Below are 16,891 nucleotides of genomic sequence, written 5' to 3'. Positions count from 1 at the left end.
AGGGGACGCGGCTTGAGACGGCAGGGCATACCCGGTATACATACCGAGTATGTCCATCCGCCACGGTCTGCTCGCCCTGCTCGACCAGGGCCCCCGCTACGGCTACCAACTGCGCACCGAGTTCGAGGCCCGCACCGGCGCCACCTGGCCGCTCAACGTCGGGCAGGTCTACACCACGCTCTCCCGACTGGAGCGAGACGGCCTGGTCGAACCCGCGGGCGAGGACGAGGAGGGCCACCAGTTCTACGCCGCCACCGACGCCGGCCGCGCCGAACTGCGGGCCTGGTTCGACACCCCGGTGCCCCGGACCAACCCCCCGCGCGACGAACTCGCCATCAAACTCGCCATGGCCGTCACCGTCCCCGGAGTGGACGTCTCCGCCGTCGTCCAGGGCCAACGCCGGCACAGCATCAAGGCACTGCAGGACTACACCCGGCTCAAGGGCCGCGCCCTCGCCGGCGAGGCCGGACCCGGCACCGTGCCCACCGAGAGCAACGAACTCGCCTGGCTGCTCGTCCTCGACCAGCTGATCTTCCAGACCGAAGCCGAGATCCGCTGGCTCGACCACTGCGAGATCCGACTCGCCCAACAGGCCGAACTCCACCAGGCCCGCGCCGCCGAAACCGCCCGCGACGCCGAGGCCGCACCCAAGAAGCCCACCCGGCTCGGCCGCCGCACCCGCACCTAGAGCCCGTCCCATCGGCCCCGGCCGACCCGAACCACCGGCCGGTGCCCCGGCGCCGGACCCGCACCCAGCACAACGGGGGAACCATGTCCCAGAACAAGGGGGGAAGCATGTCCCAGACCCGACAGCCCCGGCAGGAACCGGTGCTGCACTTGGAGAACGTCACCCGCGTCCACGGCCAGGGCGCCGCCGAGGTCCAGGCCCTGCGCGGCGTCGACCTCAAGGTCCACCCCGGCGAATTCGTCGCCGTCATGGGCCCCTCCGGCTCCGGCAAGTCCACCCTGCTCACCCTCGCCGGCGGCCTCGACACCCCGACCGGGGGCCAGGTCCTCGTCGAAGGCGTCGCCCTCGGCGCCCTCACCCGCAAGAAACTCGCCCAGGTCCGCCGCCGCTCCATCGGCTACGTCTTCCAGGACTACAACCTGATCCCGGCCCTCACCGCCGCCGAGAACATCTCCCTGCCGCGCGAACTCGACGGCCTCTCCGCCCGCGCCGCCCGCCGCGAGGCCCTCGCCGCCCTGGAGGAACTCGGCATCCCCGAACTCGCCGACCGCTTCCCCGACGACATGTCCGGCGGCCAGCAGCAGCGCGTCGCCATCGCCCGCGCCCTGATCGGAGACCGCCGCCTCGTCCTCGCCGACGAACCCACCGGCGCCCTCGACTCCACCACCGGCGAAGCCGTCCTCGCCGTCCTGCGCGCCCGCTGTGACGCCGGCGCCGCCGCCATGATGGTCACCCACGAAGCCCGCCACGCCGCCTGGGCCGACCGCGTGGTCTTCCTGCGCGACGGCCGCATGGTCGACGAATCCGTCAGCCAGGACGCCGCCAGCCTGCTCGTCAGCGCCGCCGCGAACAGCAAGCAGGTGGACGAGTGAAGCCCGGAGCCTGGCGGCTCGCCCTGCGCATCGCCCGCCGCGACGCCCTACGCGCCAAGGGCCGCAGCGCCCTGGTCATCGCCATGGTCGCGCTGCCCGTCCTCGGCGTCACCGGCGCCGACGTGGTCTTCCGCAGCGCCACCCTCGAACCCGCCGAGAAGGTCGTGCGGATCATGGGCCGGGCCGACGGCGAACTGGCCATGGACCACCGCGGATCCGCCGTCAAACAGGCCCCCGACCCCGACCAGGGCCTCATGGTCGACAACCCCACGTACGAGGCCAAGGAAGGCGCCGCCCCGCAGTACACCCCTGCCCAGCAACGCGCCCTCGACACCGAACCCTCCCAGCTGGCCCGGCAGGTGCTGCCGCCCGGCAGCACCCTGGTGCCCGAGCCCCAGGGCCCCGAGACCGCGGCCACCAGCACCCAGGGCCTGCTCAGCACCCGCACCAGCGAAGCCGACCTCACCGACCCGATCTGGAACGGCCGGATCGACCTGGTCGAGGGCAGCGCCCCCACCGACGACCAACAGGCCGCCGTCACCCGGGCGTTCCTCAAGCGCTCCGGCCTGAGGATCGGCGACCGCACCACCGTCCGCGGCCTGGAGTCCAGCCCCTTCACCATCACCGCCGTCGTCGAGTACCCCGGCGACCTCGCGAGCACCGAACTCATCGCCCGGCCCGGCTCCCTGATCGGAAAGCTCTCCCAGGGCCCCGGCCACGACTCCGACCCGGCCACCCGCTGGCTGGTCAAGCTCCCCGCCGGCGCCGCCCTCGACTGGGCCAAGGTCACCGAACTCAACGGGTACGGCTTCGTCGTGACCTCCCGCGCCGTCCTGCTCGACCCGCCCGCGCGCGGCGACGTGCCCTACTACGTCGAGATGGACCGGCACAGCAGCGGAGGCCGCACCGCCCTCCTCGACCGCACCTCCGTCGTCATCCTCGCCACCGTCGTCGGCATGGCCCTGCTGGAGATCGTCCTCCTCGCGGGCCCCGCCTTCGCCGTCGGGGCCCGACGCTCACGGCGGCAGCTCGGCCTGCTCGCCGCCGCGGGCGGTGACCGCGCCAACGTCCGCGCGGTCGTCCTCGGCGGCGGCGTCGTCCTCGGCCTCACCGGCGCCGCCGTCGGCCTCGGCCTCGGCGTCGGCCTGGTCGCCCTGCTGCGCACCCGGGCCGAGGAGTACTCCGGCGCCCGCTTCGGCCACTTCAACCTGCAGCCGCTCGACCTGCTCGGCGTACTCCTGGTCGGCCTGGTCACCGGACTGCTCGCCGCCGTCGTACCCGCCGTCCAGGCCTCCCGCCAGGACGTCGTCTCCGCCCTCACCGGCCGCGACTCGCTCAAGCCCCCGAGCCGCAAACTCGCCCTGCTCGGCCTGCTGATGCTCGCCGGCGGTGGCGCGTTCGCCCTGCTCGGCGCCACCAGCGGCTTCGCCAGCCGCAGCATCGCCGTCCTCGGCGGCTCGCTCGTCGCCGAACTCGGCATGGTCGCCCTCACCCCGTACCTGGTCGGCCTGTTCGGCAGGCTCGGCCGCCTGCTCCCGCTCGGCCCCCGGCTCGCCCTGCGCGACTCCGTCCGCCACCGCGGCCGCACCGCACCCGCCGTCGCCGCCGTGATGGCCGCCGTCGCCGGCTCCGTCGCCGTCAACGTCTACATCGCCAGCTACGACGACCAGTACCGCCGCGAGTACGTCGCCTCCGGCCCCTCCGGCGCCGTCATGCTCGGCAGCGGCTACACCAGCAGCCCCGACGGCAAGCTGCTGCCGCAGATGCGCGACAGCGTGGAACGCAGCATCCCCGCCCTCGGCCCGCGCGCCGACGTCTCCCACGTCGACTACAAGGGCGACTGCCAGGACGGCGGATCCTGCGGCTACATCCAGGTCATGCCGCCCAAGGAACGGCGCTGCCCGATCTACGACCGCGACACCCCGCTCAGCCCCGGCGAGGCCGAACAGATCCGCAACAGCGACCCGCGCTGCCAGGTCCACGAACGCCGCGGCAGCCACTACGGCGACATCACGGCCGGCGACGCCACCCTGCTGCGCAACCTGTACGGCGTCACCGACCCGGCCGCCGGCCAGGCCCTCGCCGCCGGCAAGGCCGTGGTCTTCGACCCCCGCTACATCAAGGACGGCAAGGTCGTCCTCCAGTACAGCGAGCCGATGACCACGGGCGCCGACGGCACCATGCCCGGCAAGCCCAGGATCACCGAGACCGCCGTCGACGCCGTCCTCACCTCCGCCGTGCTGCCGGCCCCCGGCCAGGCCGTGATCACCCCGGACGCCGCCACCCGACTCGGCTTCACCACCAGGCCGGCCGGCTCGGTCTGGCTGCCCGCTGCCGCACCCTCCGACGGCGACCAGCAGAAGGCCGACGGCGCGCTCGCCAAGCTCACCGACCACACCGTCCTCGAAGTCGAACGCGGCTACCAGTCCAAGGCCGGACTCGTCGGCCTCGGCCTGGCCGGCTTCGCAGCCCTGGTCGCCCTCGGCGCGGCCGGCATCGCCACCGGACTGGCCGCCGCCGACTCCCAGCGCGACCTGACCACCCTCGCCGCGGTCGGCGCCGAACCGCGCATCCGGCGCTCGCTGTCCGGCTTCCAGTGCGGGGTGATCGCCGCCATGGGCACCCTGCTCGGCACCGTCTGCGGCGTCCTGCCGGCCGTGGCGCTGCGCAAGGTCCAGGGCCTCGCGGGCAGTTACCCCGGCATGAGTCCCCAGGATCTCGCCGACAGGTCGTCCGTGGTCTTCCCCTGGCCCACCATCGCCGCCACCGTGGTGGCGCTGCCGCTGCTCGCCGCGGGCCTGGCCGCGCTGCTCACCCGCTCGCGGATCTCGCTGCTGCGCCGCACGGGCTGACCTCCCACGCGGCCTCCGTCACCCCCGTCCGCCCCTCCCGGCGGCGGGGGTGACGGATGTTACAGCCCCGACGGGCGGCAGCAACCGGACGGCCGGGGCGGACACCCGCACGGGCGAACTACAGTCGTCGGTATGACGAGAACCCCGGACAGCGCCGTCCGCTCCTACATCGACCGGCACCAGGCCGCCTTCCTCGCCGACCTCTCCGAGTGGCTGGCCATCCCCTCGGTCTCCGCCGATCCGGAGCGGGCCGGGGACGTGCGCCGCTCCGCCGAGTGGCTGGCCGCCAAGCTGCGCGACACCGGCTTCCCGGTCGCCGAGGTGTGGGAGACCGACGGGCTGCCGGCGGTGTTCGCCGAGTGGCCCTCCGGGGACCCGTCCGCGCCGACCGTCCTGGTCTACGGGCACCACGACGTGCAGCCCGCCGCCCAGGAGGACGGCTGGGACACCGAGCCGTTCACCCCGACCGTGGTCGGCGGGCGGCTGTACGCGCGCGGCGCCGCCGACGACAAGGGCCAGGTGTTCTTCCACACCCTGGGGGTGCGCGCCCACCTGGCCGCCACCGGCCGCACCGCGCCCGCCGTCAACCTCAAACTGCTGATCGAGGGCGAGGAGGAGTCCGGCTCGCCGCACTTCGCCGACCTGGTCCGGCGCGAGGCCAGGCGGCTGGCCGCCGACGTGGTGGTCATCTCCGACACCGGCATGTGGTCCGAGACCACGCCGACCGTCTGCACCGGCATGCGGGGCCTGGCCGACGCCCAGCTCGACCTGTACGGGCCGGACACCGACATCCACTCCGGCTCCTTCGGCGGCGCCGTCCCCAACCCGGCCCAGGTCGCGGCCGAGCTGGCCGCCGCCCTGCACGACGCCGACCGCAGGGTCGCGATCCCGGGCTTCTACGACGGGATCGTGGAGCTGACCGACCGCGAGCGCGAGCTGTTCGCCGAGCTGCCCTTCGACGAGGCGCAGTGGCTGCGCGTCGCCAAGTCGTACGGCACCCGCGGCGAGGCCGGGTACTCCACCCTGGAGCGGGTGTGGGCCCGTCCGACCGCCGAGGTCAACGGCATCTGGGGCGGCTACACCGGCCCCGGCGGCAAGACCATCGTGCCGAGCTCGGCGCACCTGAAGCTGTCCTTCCGGCTGGTCGCCGGGATGGAGGTGGAGAAGGTCCGCGAGGCCGTGAGCGCCTGGGTCGCCGAGCAGGTGCCCGAGGGCATCCGGTACGAGCTGGCCTTCCCGGGCGCGACCCGGCCGTGCCTGACCCCGCTGGACCACCCGGCGCTGCAGTCCACCGTCCGTGCGATGGGCCGCGCCTTCGGGCAGAAGATCCTCTTCACCCGCGAGGGCGGTTCCGGCCCCGCCGCCGACCTGCAGGACGTGCTGGGCGCCCCGGTGCTGTTCCTCGGCATCTCGGTGCCCTCGGACGGCTGGCACTCGGTCAACGAGAAGGTCGAGCTGGACCTCCTGGCCAAGGGCGTGGAGACCGCCGCGTACCTGTGGGGCGACCTGGCCGAGAACTTCCGGCCCGGCGCGTGAGCGAGCGGAGCGAGTTCACCGTCGAGAGGTGCGTGTGGGCGAATGCCCCTGCCGAGCGAAGCGAGGCGGGCGCATGAGTCCGTTCGGTGCACGGGTCCGTGCACATGGCAGTCAGATCACTCATCCGGATGATTCACCACGTGGGGATGGAACGACGTGAGCACCGTGCCTGAGACCGAGCGCCCACTGGCCCTGGCCCTGGCCAGGTCGGGGGTGGACCGGGCGGCCGAGCACCGGTTCGACGAGCCCTGGCTGGCGGCCGCGTGGAGCCACCCCGCCACCCGGGTGCTGCCGATCGCCGGCGGCGAGGCCTTCGTCGTCGACACCGCGCAGGGCACCGAACTCGTGCTGCTGCCCTCCTTCGAGGCGCCGCAGACCGGGGACCGGTACTTCCTCGGCACCGACGAGGACGGCGTCTCCTACTTCGCGCTGGCCGGCGAGAGCCTGCCCGGCCGGCTGGACGGCGACGCCCGCCCGGCCGGGCTGCGCGAGGTCGGAGCGCTGCTGTCCGACCGGGACGCCGGGCTGCTGGTGCACGCCGTCGCGCTGGAGCACTGGCACCGGCTGCACAGCTTCTGCTCGCGCTGCGGGCACCCGACCGAGAAGGCCGGCGCCGGGCACGTGCGGCGCTGCACCTCCTGCGCGGCCGAGCACTACCCGCGCACCGACCCGGCGGTGATCATGGTGATCACCGACGAGCAGGACCGCTGCCTGCTCGGCCGCCAGGCGCTGTGGCCGGAGGGCCGCTGGTCCACGCTGGCCGGCTTCGTCGAGCCGGGGGAGTCGATCGAGCAGGCGGTGGCCCGCGAGGTGCAGGAGGAGGCGGGGGTGCGGGTCGGCGAGGTCCGCTACGTCGCCAGCCAGCCCTGGCCGTTCCCGTCCAGCCTGATGCTCGGCTTCGCGGGCAAGGCGCTGCCCGGCGGCACCGAGATCACCGTGGACGGCGAGGAGCTCGCCGAGGCGCGCTGGTTCTCCCGCGAGGAGCTGCGGGCCGGGATGGCCGCGGGCGAGATCCTGCCGCCCTCCGGCATCTCGATCGCCCGTCACCTGGTCGAACTCTGGTACGGGGAGCCGCTGCCGGCGACCGCGCGCTGGTAATCCTGTACGAATTCCCGACACTTCCGTGCGAAAGGGGGCGTGCGGCTTATGCCGCGCGCCCCTGTTTTTCTTTTCCAGCCCTTCCCGAACCCGCCACAACCTGCTGTTCGTGGCCGGACGGGCCAGTTCTGCTACCGCAGGATGCTCCCGTGCCCCCACCGTCAACCCGCGCGGACGACATTGCCGGAAACGGCTGAAACCGCGTCACCGCGCTCGCTACATTCACTCGGGTGACAATCCCCCGGGGCACCGCCCAATCCCCCAAATACCAGCGCCTCGCCGCCGACCTGCGCCGCCGGATCGCCGAGGGCGAGTTCACCGCCGACGCCGCCCTGCCGGTCGAGAGCGAACTGGAACGCCAGTACGGCGTCGCCCGCAACACCGTCCGCCTCGCCGTCGACGTCCTCGTCAACGAAGGCCGACTCGTCCGCCTCCAGGGCAAGGGCACCTACCTGCGCGAACACCCCGTCCTCGACCACCGCGCCTACGGTCCCGCCCTGGCCCCCGAGCCCCGCGACTGCCTGGGCACGCCCTCCGCCGTCTACCTCGGCGAAGCCGCCGACGCCGGGCGCGAACTCAGCACCGACTTCGAGATGATGATCGTCCGGGCCCGCGTCGACATCGCCGAACGCCTCGGACTGCGCCCCGGCGAGGCCATCGTGGTCCGCCGCCAACTGCGGCTGCTCGACCGCGAGCCCTACGCCATCGAGGAGAGCCACTACCGGGCCGGACTCGCCGCCGGCACCCCGCTGATGGAACCCGACCCCGTCGACGGCGGCGACGAAGCCGTCCTCGCCGCCCTCGGCCGCACCGAGATCGGCGCCGTCGACCACCTCGTCGCCCGGATGCCCGGCCCCGAGGAGGCCCAGTGGTTCCAGGGCGGCCCCGGCGTCCCGCTCATGGTGCAGACCCGCGTCACCTACGACCGGCGCGGGCCCGTACGGGTCATCGAGACCCGCTACTCCGCCGACCGCAGCCGGCTCGTCTACGGCATCGGCGACCTCGGCGCGCGCACCACCCTGCCCGCCCCCGCCGCCCCCGTCGACCCCGCCCGGGCCGACGCGCCGTGACGCGCGCCGACCCGGCCGGGACCGGGCGGATCAGGCCGCCAGGGCCTTCTTGACCTGCAGCAGGCTCGGGTTGGTCATCACGACCCGCTCGCCGCCGCCGGTCGGCTGCACCAGAACCGTCGGCACCGTCTGGTTGCCGTTGTTCACCGACTCCACGAAGGTCGCCGACGCCGGGTCCTCCTCGATGTTGATCTCGGTGTAGCCGATGCCTTCACGGTCCAGCTGGCTCTTGAGGCGGTTGCAGTACCCACACCAGGTCGTGCTGTACATCGTCACAGTGCCGGGCATCGAGGGGGCTCCTTCGAAAGAGAGGTTCACGCGGTCCCTGGACCAAACGTCCGCCGGGCGGCGGGCATTCCGCCATGCCATCGGTCGGCACGCGGAGCGATCATCCTGCGATCACACCGGGCCTGTGGACAACCCCGCCCCCGTTGTCCCACCGGACTGAGAGGATGGAACGCATGCAGGAAGACCTCTTGAGCGGCAGCCCCTACGACGGCCCCCACGGCTCCCCCTGGGCCGACCCCGGCGCCGCCACGGGCCCCGACGCCGTGCTCGCCGGGCTCGACCCCGAACAGCGCGCCGTCGCCACCGCCCTGCAGGGCCCGGTCTGCGTGCTCGCCGGCGCCGGCACCGGCAAGACCCGCGCCATCACCCACCGCATCGCCTACGGCGTGCGCAGCGGCGTCTACCAGCCCGCGCAGGTCCTCGCCGTCACCTTCACCGCCCGCGCCGCCGGCGAGATGCGCGGGCGCCTGCGCCAGCTCGGCGCCGACGGCGTCCAGGCCCGCACCTTCCACGCCGCCGCCCTGCGCCAACTCCAGTACTTCTGGCCCCGCGCCGTCGGCGGCCCCGTACCCCAGCTCCTCGAACGCAAGGTCCAGCTCGTCGCCGAAGCCGCCGGCCGCTGCGGGCTGCGCGTCCAGCGCACCGAACTGCGCGACCTCACCGCGGAGATCGAATGGGCCAAGGTCACCCAGACCGGCCCCGAGGACTACCCCGCGGCCGTCGCCAAGTCCGGCCGCGAAGCCCCCCGCGACCCCGCCGAGACCGCCCAGGTCTACCGCGTCTACGAGGAGACCAAGAGCCGCCGCGGCACCATCGACTTCGAGGACGTCCTGCTCCTCACCGCCGCCATCCTGGAGGACCGCCCCGACATCGCCGACCAGGTCCGCGCCCAGTACCGGCACTTCACCGTCGACGAGTACCAGGACGTCTCCCCGCTCCAGCAGCGCCTGCTCGACCAGTGGACCGGCCCCGGCGGCGGCGCCAGCCTCTGCGTCGTCGGCGACGCCAGCCAGACCATCTACTCCTTCACCGGCGCCACCCCCGACTACCTCCTCAACTTCCGCAGCCGCCACCCCGAGGCCACCGTCGTCAAACTCGTCCGCGACTACCGCTCCACCCCCCAGGTGGTCCACCTCGCCAACGGACTCCTCGCCCAGGCGCGCGGCGAAGCCGCCCGCCACCGCCTCGAACTCGTCTCCCAGCGCGAAGCCGGCCCCGAACCGGTCTACACCGAGTACGAGGACGAACCCACCGAGGCCGAGACCACCGCCCGCCGCATCAAGGACCTCCTCGCCACCGGCGTGCGCGCCAGCGAGATCGCCGTCCTGTTCCGCACCAACGGCCAGTCCGAGGTCTACGAACAGGCCCTCGCCGACCTCGGCGTCCCCTACCAGCTCAAGGGCGCCGAACGGTTCTTCGAACGCCCCGAGGTCCGCGACGCCGGCGTCCTGCTGCGCGGCGCCGCCCGCGCCGCCGCCGACCCGCTCACCGCCGGCGCCCCCGACCTCGCCGGCCAGGTCCGCGCCGTCCTCGCCTCCCGCGGCTTCACCCCCGAACCCCCCGCCGGCTCCGGCGCCGTTCGCGACCGCTGGGAATCCCTCGCCGCCCTCGTCCGCCTCGCCGAGGAGTTCGAGCGCACCCGCAGCGCCGACGGCCGCACCACCGACCTCGCCGCCTACGTCGCCGAACTCGACGCCCGCGCCGCCGCCCAGCACGCCCCCGCCGTCGAAGGCGTCACCCTCGCCTCCCTGCACGCCGCCAAGGGCCTCGAATGGGACGCCGTCTTCCTCGTCGGCCTCACCGAGGGCACCCTGCCGATCATCTACGCCAAGACCGACGAACAGATCGAGGAGGAACGCCGCCTCCTCTACGTCGGCGTCACCCGCGCCCGCAAACACCTCAGCCTCTCCTGGGCCCTCGCCCGCTCCCCGGGCGGCCGCGCCGGCCGCAAGCCCAGCCGCTTCCTCGACGGACTGCGCCCCGGCTCCGCCGCCCCCGGCGCGCGCACCGGCGCGCGGGGCGGAAGGGGGGGCGTCGAGACCGGCGAGCGCTCGGCCGCCCGACGGGTCCGCGGCCCGGTCACCTGCCGGGTCTGCGGCAAGGTCCTCACCGAGGCCGTCGAACGCAAGCTGCGCCGCTGCGAGGACTGCCCCTCCTCCATGGACGAGGGCCTGTACGAGCGGCTGCGCGAGTGGCGGGCCCGGCAGGCCAGGAAGCAGGGCGCCCCGGCCTACGTGGTGTTCACCGACGCGACGCTCATGGCGATCGCCGAGGACGTGCCCTCCAGCAGCCGGGAGCTGGCCCTGATCTCCGGGGTCGGCGCCATGAAGCTGGACAAGTACGGGGCCGCCGTGCTCTCGTTGTGTGCGGGGGAGGAGCCCGAGGAGGATCCGGACGGCGTCGAGGACGACGGTCCGGTCGATCCGGTGTGAGCCGGCGCGGGCGCGGTCCAGGGGACTGCTCGGGGGACTTCGAAGCCGCCGCGGAACGTGTCGCGGATCGCGCCGTGTAACGCGCCGCAGAACTCGCGTGAAAAATAGTTTGCGCGGCATACCGGGAGCGCAATAGCCTGCCGGAGCGGTCAAGGGGACGCGGTCGCACGGGGTGACACCTGTGCCGATTCCCCTCGCCCACAGCTTTACCGAGACAGACATCCGAAGATTCGGAGCCAGGGGAACCAGGCTCCGCGAGACGCCGAGAGGAGGCGAAGACAGTGGGAAACATCATGATCACCAAAATGACTGGCCAGACCGTTGTCGCTGCCTCCCTGCGTGCCGCCCGCCTGCGGGCGCTCGCCGAGCTCGGTGGAACCGGTCTGGGTCTCGACACCACCGGTGTCTCCGTCGCCTCCGTCGCCTCCGTCGCCTCCGTTGTCAGTGGTCTTGGACACACTGATCTGCGCGTCACGGGCGGCAGGAGTGTCGAAGGCACCGTTGTCGAGGCCGGTCTGTCCCGTGACTGGGCGTCGGTCGACGCGTCGCGTCCCATGTGCGATGAGCGACCGATCCAGGCACCGAAGGCGGTCGTAGCCGCCGCCATGCATGGCGGCTATGCGCAGGTCATCGGTGCCGGAGACGCCCAGGAGCAGAACGAGCAGCAGATCAAGCAGGCCACGGCCGCCTTTATCGGCGCCAAGGCCATCCGGATGCGGGCCTTCCGCGGGCCTGAACCCTGGAGAGAACGAACCTGAGTCAACCTCAGGTCGGCACCTCCAGGGCCGCGGAACCCGTCACACCGGGATCCGCGGCCCTTCTGTTTTGTCCGGTACGCAAGACCATCCAGGCCCCCCGGGGCCTCCGGCCCAGCACCACCAGTCCACTGGGCCGGAACCACTGAGAAGACGAGGAAGACGCCCACAGTGTCCACGGTCATCACGCCGCCCATCCCGTCCGTACCGCCGACAAGCCAGATCACCAAGGCCGACCAGGCCGACCCCCCGGAGGTTCCTTCCATGCAGATCAGCTCGATCGAGCAGGCCGAGGCACTCGGTCTCCCCATCCCCTGCCGCGCCTTCGACCCCGAGGTCTTCTTCGCCGAGACGCCCGCCGACGTCGAGTACGCGAAGTCCCTCTGCGGCACCTGCCCGGTGAAGGAGGCCTGCCTGGCCGGCGCCCTGGAGCGGCGCGAGCCGTGGGGCGTCTGGGGTGGCGAGCTCTTCGTCCAGGGCGTCGTCGTGGCCCGCAAGCGGCCGCGTGGCCGTCCGCGCAAGACCGAGGTCATGGCGTGAACCCCGCCGACCACACCAGGGCCGTCCGCCGGGGAGAGCAGCCCCCGCTGGATACCGCCCTCCGCCGGTCCGTACGGATCGCCGCCGCCAAGGCCGACTCAGCGGCCCGCACCCGCCCATTCCCGAGCACGCACCACGAGCAGGACCACCACATGACCCCCGCCGCCATCGATCCGACCGCCCGCGCCGAGCAGGCCACCGAACTCCAGACCCAGAACAGGATCCTCGAGATGCAACTCCTGCATGAATCCCTGGCCCGTGCCCATATGCAAGACAGGCTGCACGAGGCCGAGAACCAACGGCTCGTCAGCCGGGTCGTCCGGGCCCGCAAGCTCCGGCAGCGGGCCGAGCGGGCCTCGCTGCGGGCCCGCAAGGCCCTCGCCGTCGCGCTGATGTAAGCGCCGACCGCCGTAGTACCGCCCCTGTCGTGCCGCAGGCCGCCCCCCGTCCACGGGGAGCGGCCTGCGGCCGTTCGGCGCCCCCGGTCAGCGCCTGCGGGCGGGCTTGGCGCGCCGCACGGGCTCGGCCGGCTCCGCGGACGGCCCGTCCGAGAACTCGGGCAGCCACTGAAGCATCTCGGCGCGGAACGGCGCCTTGGCGCCCAGCTGACACAGCACTCCGATGGTGCTCAGCGTCACCCGGTGGATCAGCAGGTACGCGGGCGGCAGGTTCAGCTGCTTGCCCAGGTTGTAGGCGGGCGAGCGCGGATCGGCGATCCGGGCGGCCTGGGCGCGCATCCACGCCCGGGTGAAGTGGAAGCTGTCCACCGCGGCCGGCTCGATGATCGGCAGAAGGTAGTCCAGCACCGCGTCCGGGTCCAGCCGGATCGAGGGCTTCACGAAACCCTCCTCGCGCAGCATCATCAGCACGCCCGCCGCATCCCCGTTCAGCGCCATCCGCAGCGAGGCCCCGATCGGCTCGGGCAGTCCGCCCGGCAGCCGGTCCACCGTGCCGAAGTCCAGCACGCCCAGCCGCCAGCCCGAGGCTGGGCCGTCGTCCGTCAGCAGCCGGAAGTTGCCCGGGTGCGGGTCCGCGTGCAGCAGACCGGTCCGCGACGGGCCGGCGAACAGGAACCGGGCCAGCAGCTGCCCCGCGCGGTCGCGTTCCTCCTGGGTGCCGCGCGCGATCACCTCGGCCAGCGGGGTGCCGTCCATCCACTCGGTGATCAGGACCTGGTCGGCCTGCGCCACCACGCTCGGCACCAGGATGTCCGGGTCGCCCGCGAACTCCTCGGCGTGCCGGCGCTGGGCCTGTGCCTCCAGCTCGTAGTCCAGCTCCTCCGAGACCCGCTCGCGCAACTCGGCGATCAGCGGCTTGATGTCCAGCCCGGGAATCAGCGGGCCGAGCAGCCAGGCCACCCGGCTCAGCTGGGACAGGTCGGCGAGCAGCGCGTCACCCGCTCCCGGGTACTGCACCTTGACCGCGACCCGTCTGCCGTCGTGCCAGACCGCCCGGTGCACCTGGCCGATCGAGGCGGCGGCCGCCGGGCGGTCGTCGAACTCCTGGAACAGCTCGCGCCAGCCGTCCCCGAGCCGTTGGGCGAGCGCGGCGTGCACCTTGGCGGCGGGCATCGGGGGAGCGGCGTCCTGCAGTTTGGTGAGTGCGGCCCGGTACGGCCCGGCGACCTCCTCGGGCAGCGCGGCCTCGAAGACGGACAGCACCTGCCCGAACTTCATCGCCCCGCCCTTGAGTTCACCGAGGACCTTGAACAGCTGGTCGGCGGTGGCCTGCTGGAGCTCGGCCGTCACCACCTCGGCGGAGCGGCCGCCGATGCGCTTGCCAAGTCCGAGGGTGGCGCGTCCGGCTATCCCCAGCGGTAGGGCGGCGAGTCGTGCCGTGCGGGTCACTGCCTTGCGCGGAAGATCGCTCACCCGGGCCTCCAATCCCTGGCCCCCCGACACCGGACGGCCCACCATCACTACGCCATTGTGCCCGCTCCCCACCCCGCGGCTGCCGGTGTTTCACGGGGTGGGCGGGAGGCACCGTTCCCTCGCGGAGTCCCTCGCGGGGGTCTTTGCGGGGAGTTGGGCGGCTTGGTCCGGTGGGCCGGCGGGTCAGCGGGGCAGCCGCAGGGCGAGGCCGTCCAGGACGACCTCCAGGCCGTAGGAGAACTTGGCGTCGCGTGTGGCGGCCGGGTCCTCGGCGGCGGCCGTGGAGTCGCCGTTGAGGTGCTCGTAGCCGACGGTGGCCTGCTCGGCGGCGGGCATCAGGCGGGTGACGAACTCGGCCTCGCTCTCGCCGGAGCGGGCCACAGCGGTGAGCCAGGCCGCCTCGGCGGTGCTCATGCCGACGACGTAGGAGATGAGGGTCTCGATCGCCCGGGCCGGCTCGGGGAAGGCGGCCGCGGTGAAGAGGGCGGCCAGGCGCTCGGAGAAGGACATCAGGTTGGGGCCGAGGTAGACGAGACCGGCCTGGCCCAGCACCGAGGACAGCCAGGGGTGGCGCAGGGCGGTCGCCCGGAAGGCCTGGGCGGCCTCGACGGCGGCGGCGCGCCAGTCCGGGCTGTCAGCGGGCGGGAGGGTGATCTCGCCGAAGACCTCGTCCACCGCGAGCTCCATCAGCTCGTCCTTGGTCGCCACATGGCGGTAGAGGGAGGTCGCGCCCGCGTTCAGGCGGGTGGCGAGCTTGCGCATGCTCAGGGCGTCGATGCCCTCGGCGTCCAGCATGACGACCGCCTCGCGGACGATCGCGGCCCGGCTCAGGGAGGGCTGCTCGGGCTCACGCGGCTGGCGGGCCCAGACGGACGGGACGGGGTTCGTTCGGGCGGCCATGGGCGGCTCCTCTTCCTGGGCCCTCTCGCTGGGGCGCTGTTTCCGGTGCCGCTCGCGCTGTCGGCCGGCCGACAGGTGCGCACACCGTTCGCATTGAGCGTACAGGAGTCGGGTGTTGCGCACACTGTTCCGCCATGCGTACAGTGTTCTCATCGACGGAACGCAGTGCGCACCGGAGGAACGGTGTGCGCAAGAAGGGGAGGGTGTCCGATGACAGCGAGCAGCCCGGCCGAGGGCCGCAATCCGCACCGCTGGTGGATCCTGATCGTGCTCTGCCTGAGCTCGCTCGTCCTGGTGGTCGACAGCATGGCCCTGACCGTCGCGGTCCCCTCGATGACCGCCGACCTCGGCGCCAGCGCCCAGGACACCCAGTGGATCCTCGACTCCTACGTCCTCGTCTTCGCCGGACTTCTGCTCACCTCGGGCAGCCTCGGTGACCGGTTCGGCCGCCGGAAGGTCATGATCATCGGACTGCTGCTCTTCGGAGCGGCGTCACTCGCGGCGACCTTCTGCGTCAGCCCCGGCGAGGTCATCGCGGCCCGGATCGCGATGGGCGTCGGCGGCGCGCTGATCATGCCCTCGACGCTGTCGATCCTCATCACCGTCTTCGACCAGGAGGAGCGCAACAAGGCGATGGCCGCGTGGGGTTCGGTGTCGATGCTCGGACTGGTCGGCAGCCCGGTGCTGGGCGGCGTGCTGATCAACCACTTCTCGTGGCACTCGATCTTCTTCATCAACGTGCCGGTGGTCGCACTGGCGGTCCTGGCCGGGCTGCTGCTGATGCCGGAGTCCAAGGGCCCGTGGCAGAAGCCCGACCCGCTCGGCGCGGTGCTCTCCTCCGTCGGCATGACCGCGCTGATCTGGTGGATCATCGAGATCCCGCAGCGCGGTGCCTTCGCCGGCCGGTCGCTGGTCACCCTGGTCGTCGCGGTCCTCGCCCTCGCCGGGTTCGTCGTGTGGGAGAACGTCACCTCCGCGCCGATGGTGCCGCTGGCACTCTTCAAGGCCCGCAACTTCAGCGGTGGTTCGCTGTCGCTGACCCTCGTGCAGATCGGCAACGGCGGGTTGCTGCTGGTGCTTACCCAGTACCTGCAGTTCGTGCTCGGGTACTCGCCGGTCAAGGCCGGCCTCGCCTTCCTGCCGCTGGCCCTCGCCGCGCTGCTCGGCAACGGGGTCGGTGCCAAGCTCGCGGCGAAGCTCGGCAACCGGCTGCTGATCCTCGCCGGGATGCTCGTCATGGCCTCCTCCTTCGCGCTGCTGACCACCGTCTCCGCGGAGACCGGCTTCGCCGTCCCGGCGACGGCGCTCGGACTGCTCGGCCTCGGCGCGGGCCTGGCGATGCCCGCAGCGGTCGGCGCGCTGATGGGGACCATCCCGCCGGAGCAGGCAGGTGTCGGCTCGGCGCTGAACGACACCATCCAGCAGGCCGGCACGGCGCTCGGCATCGCGATCCTGGGCTCGCTGCTGTCGAGCGGCTTCGCGAGCGGGATGCCGGCCGGGACGCCGGAGCAGGCCAAGCGCTCCATCGCCGGGGCGCTGGCGGCTGCGAACGGGGACGCCGGGCTGGTGCGGACCGCCCGGGAGGCGTTCGCCGGGGCGATGTCGACGACCTTCACGGTCAGCGCGATCGGGGTGCTGGCGGCGGCGCTGGTGGCCGTACTGGTGATGCGGGACCGGAAGGCGGGGGAGAGCGCGGCCGAGGGGGTCACGGAGCCGGCGAAGGAGATCGGGATCGCCGCCTGAGGCCGGTTCTGCCGGGAGCTCGCTGAGAAGGCCGGTGCCCTTGGGGGCGCCGGCCTTGTCACGTCGTTGACGCTTCTGGGGCCCGCCCCCTCCCCCCACCCCCCCACGCCTCCCTCCTCACTCGCCGCCTGCCCACTCACCTCCCGCGCTCGCCCGGTATCCCGGAACAGCGGCTCCCGCTTCTCCCGGCCCGCGCCCTGCCCCCCGCCGGGCGCCGGCCCAGGGGGGTACCGGGCCAGGGCGGTA

At 73.0% G+C, this 16,891-nt stretch carries 14 protein-coding genes; 11 read left to right on the top strand and 3 right to left on the bottom strand.

Features of this window, described 5'->3' with window-relative positions; genetic code table 11:
• Positions 1-49 precede the first annotated feature (49 nt).
• The 6 genes from ACFVWU_RS34655 (at position 50) to ACFVWU_RS34630 (ending at position 8,116) form a co-directional block, all read left to right on the top strand.
• A complete protein-coding gene (locus ACFVWU_RS34655) occupies positions 50-688 on the top strand; it encodes a PadR family transcriptional regulator (RefSeq protein ID WP_387628227.1) in 639 nt (212 codons plus the stop codon).
• 107 nt (positions 689-795) lie between these two features.
• Complete coding sequence (locus ACFVWU_RS34650) at positions 796-1,560, top strand: ABC transporter ATP-binding protein (RefSeq protein WP_387628225.1); 765 nt, start codon at positions 796-798, stop codon at positions 1,558-1,560.
• Complete coding sequence (locus ACFVWU_RS34645) at positions 1,557-4,412, top strand: FtsX-like permease family protein (RefSeq protein ID WP_387628224.1); 2,856 nt, start codon at positions 1,557-1,559, stop codon at positions 4,410-4,412. Before ACFVWU_RS34650 ends, ACFVWU_RS34645 begins: the two co-directional genes overlap by 4 nt.
• A 132-nt stretch (positions 4,413-4,544) precedes the next feature.
• Complete coding sequence (locus ACFVWU_RS34640; RefSeq protein WP_387628222.1) at positions 4,545-5,948, top strand: dipeptidase; 1,404 nt, start codon at positions 4,545-4,547, stop codon at positions 5,946-5,948.
• Between the two features lie 156 nt (positions 5,949-6,104).
• Positions 6,105-7,046, top strand: a complete 942-nt coding sequence (gene nudC, locus ACFVWU_RS34635; protein ID WP_387628221.1) for an NAD(+) diphosphatase — start codon at positions 6,105-6,107, stop codon at positions 7,044-7,046.
• Between the two features lie 230 nt (positions 7,047-7,276).
• Positions 7,277-8,116, top strand: a complete 840-nt coding sequence (locus tag ACFVWU_RS34630) for a GntR family transcriptional regulator (RefSeq protein WP_387628220.1) — start codon at positions 7,277-7,279, stop codon at positions 8,114-8,116.
• Positions 8,117-8,146: 30 nt separating this feature from the next.
• Here ACFVWU_RS34630 and ACFVWU_RS34625 read toward each other — a convergent pair whose 3' ends face one another.
• Complete coding sequence (locus tag ACFVWU_RS34625; protein ID WP_387628219.1) at positions 8,147-8,404, bottom strand: mycoredoxin; 258 nt, start codon at positions 8,402-8,404, stop codon at positions 8,147-8,149.
• A gap of 164 nt (positions 8,405-8,568) precedes the next feature.
• On the opposite strand from ACFVWU_RS34625, the gene ACFVWU_RS34620 reads away from it, so the two are divergent.
• The 4 genes from ACFVWU_RS34620 (at position 8,569) to ACFVWU_RS34605 (ending at position 12,529) form a co-directional block, all read left to right on the top strand.
• Positions 8,569-10,836 carry an ATP-dependent DNA helicase UvrD2 gene (locus ACFVWU_RS34620; RefSeq protein ID WP_387628217.1) on the top strand — a complete coding sequence of 756 codons (2,268 nt, stop codon included), beginning with the start codon at positions 8,569-8,571 and terminating at the stop codon, positions 10,834-10,836.
• Positions 10,837-11,117: 281 nt separating this feature from the next.
• On the top strand, positions 11,118-11,594 hold the full coding sequence (locus ACFVWU_RS34615) for a hypothetical protein (protein ID WP_387628215.1): 477 nt from the start codon (positions 11,118-11,120) through the stop codon (positions 11,592-11,594).
• 168 nt (positions 11,595-11,762) lie between these two features.
• Positions 11,763-12,131 (top strand): WhiB family transcriptional regulator, encoded by a 369-nt coding sequence (locus ACFVWU_RS34610; protein WP_380615870.1) that lies wholly within the window; start codon positions 11,763-11,765, stop codon positions 12,129-12,131.
• On the top strand, positions 12,128-12,529 hold the full coding sequence (locus tag ACFVWU_RS34605) for a hypothetical protein (protein ID WP_387628213.1): 402 nt from the start codon (positions 12,128-12,130) through the stop codon (positions 12,527-12,529). Before ACFVWU_RS34610 ends, ACFVWU_RS34605 begins: the two co-directional genes overlap by 4 nt.
• Before the next feature lie 87 nt (positions 12,530-12,616).
• Here the strand turns inward: ACFVWU_RS34605 and ACFVWU_RS34600 are convergent, their stop codons facing one another.
• Together ACFVWU_RS34600 and ACFVWU_RS34595 are read right to left on the bottom strand one after the other, a co-directional pair.
• Positions 12,617-14,002: an ABC1 kinase family protein gene (locus ACFVWU_RS34600; RefSeq protein WP_387628211.1), complete on the bottom strand. Its 1,386-nt coding sequence runs from the start codon at positions 14,000-14,002 to the stop codon at positions 12,617-12,619.
• A 183-nt stretch (positions 14,003-14,185) separates the two neighbouring features.
• Positions 14,186-14,902: a TetR/AcrR family transcriptional regulator gene (locus tag ACFVWU_RS34595; protein WP_387628209.1), complete on the bottom strand. Its 717-nt coding sequence runs from the start codon at positions 14,900-14,902 to the stop codon at positions 14,186-14,188.
• Between the two features lie 210 nt (positions 14,903-15,112).
• Between ACFVWU_RS34595 and ACFVWU_RS34590 the strand changes: the two genes are divergently transcribed.
• Entirely contained in the window at positions 15,113-16,645 is a 1,533-nt protein-coding gene (locus ACFVWU_RS34590) for an MFS transporter (RefSeq protein WP_387628208.1), read from the top strand.
• The last annotated feature ends 246 nt before the right edge of the window (positions 16,646-16,891 follow it).

It is taken from the genome of Kitasatospora sp. NPDC058190 (assembly GCF_042883685.1).
In the GTDB taxonomy this organism is placed as follows: Bacteria; Actinomycetota; Actinomycetes; order Streptomycetales; family Streptomycetaceae; genus Kitasatospora.
The sequence above is the reverse complement of the archived record's forward strand: the minus strand, read 5'-3'. Positions and strand labels throughout refer to the sequence as shown.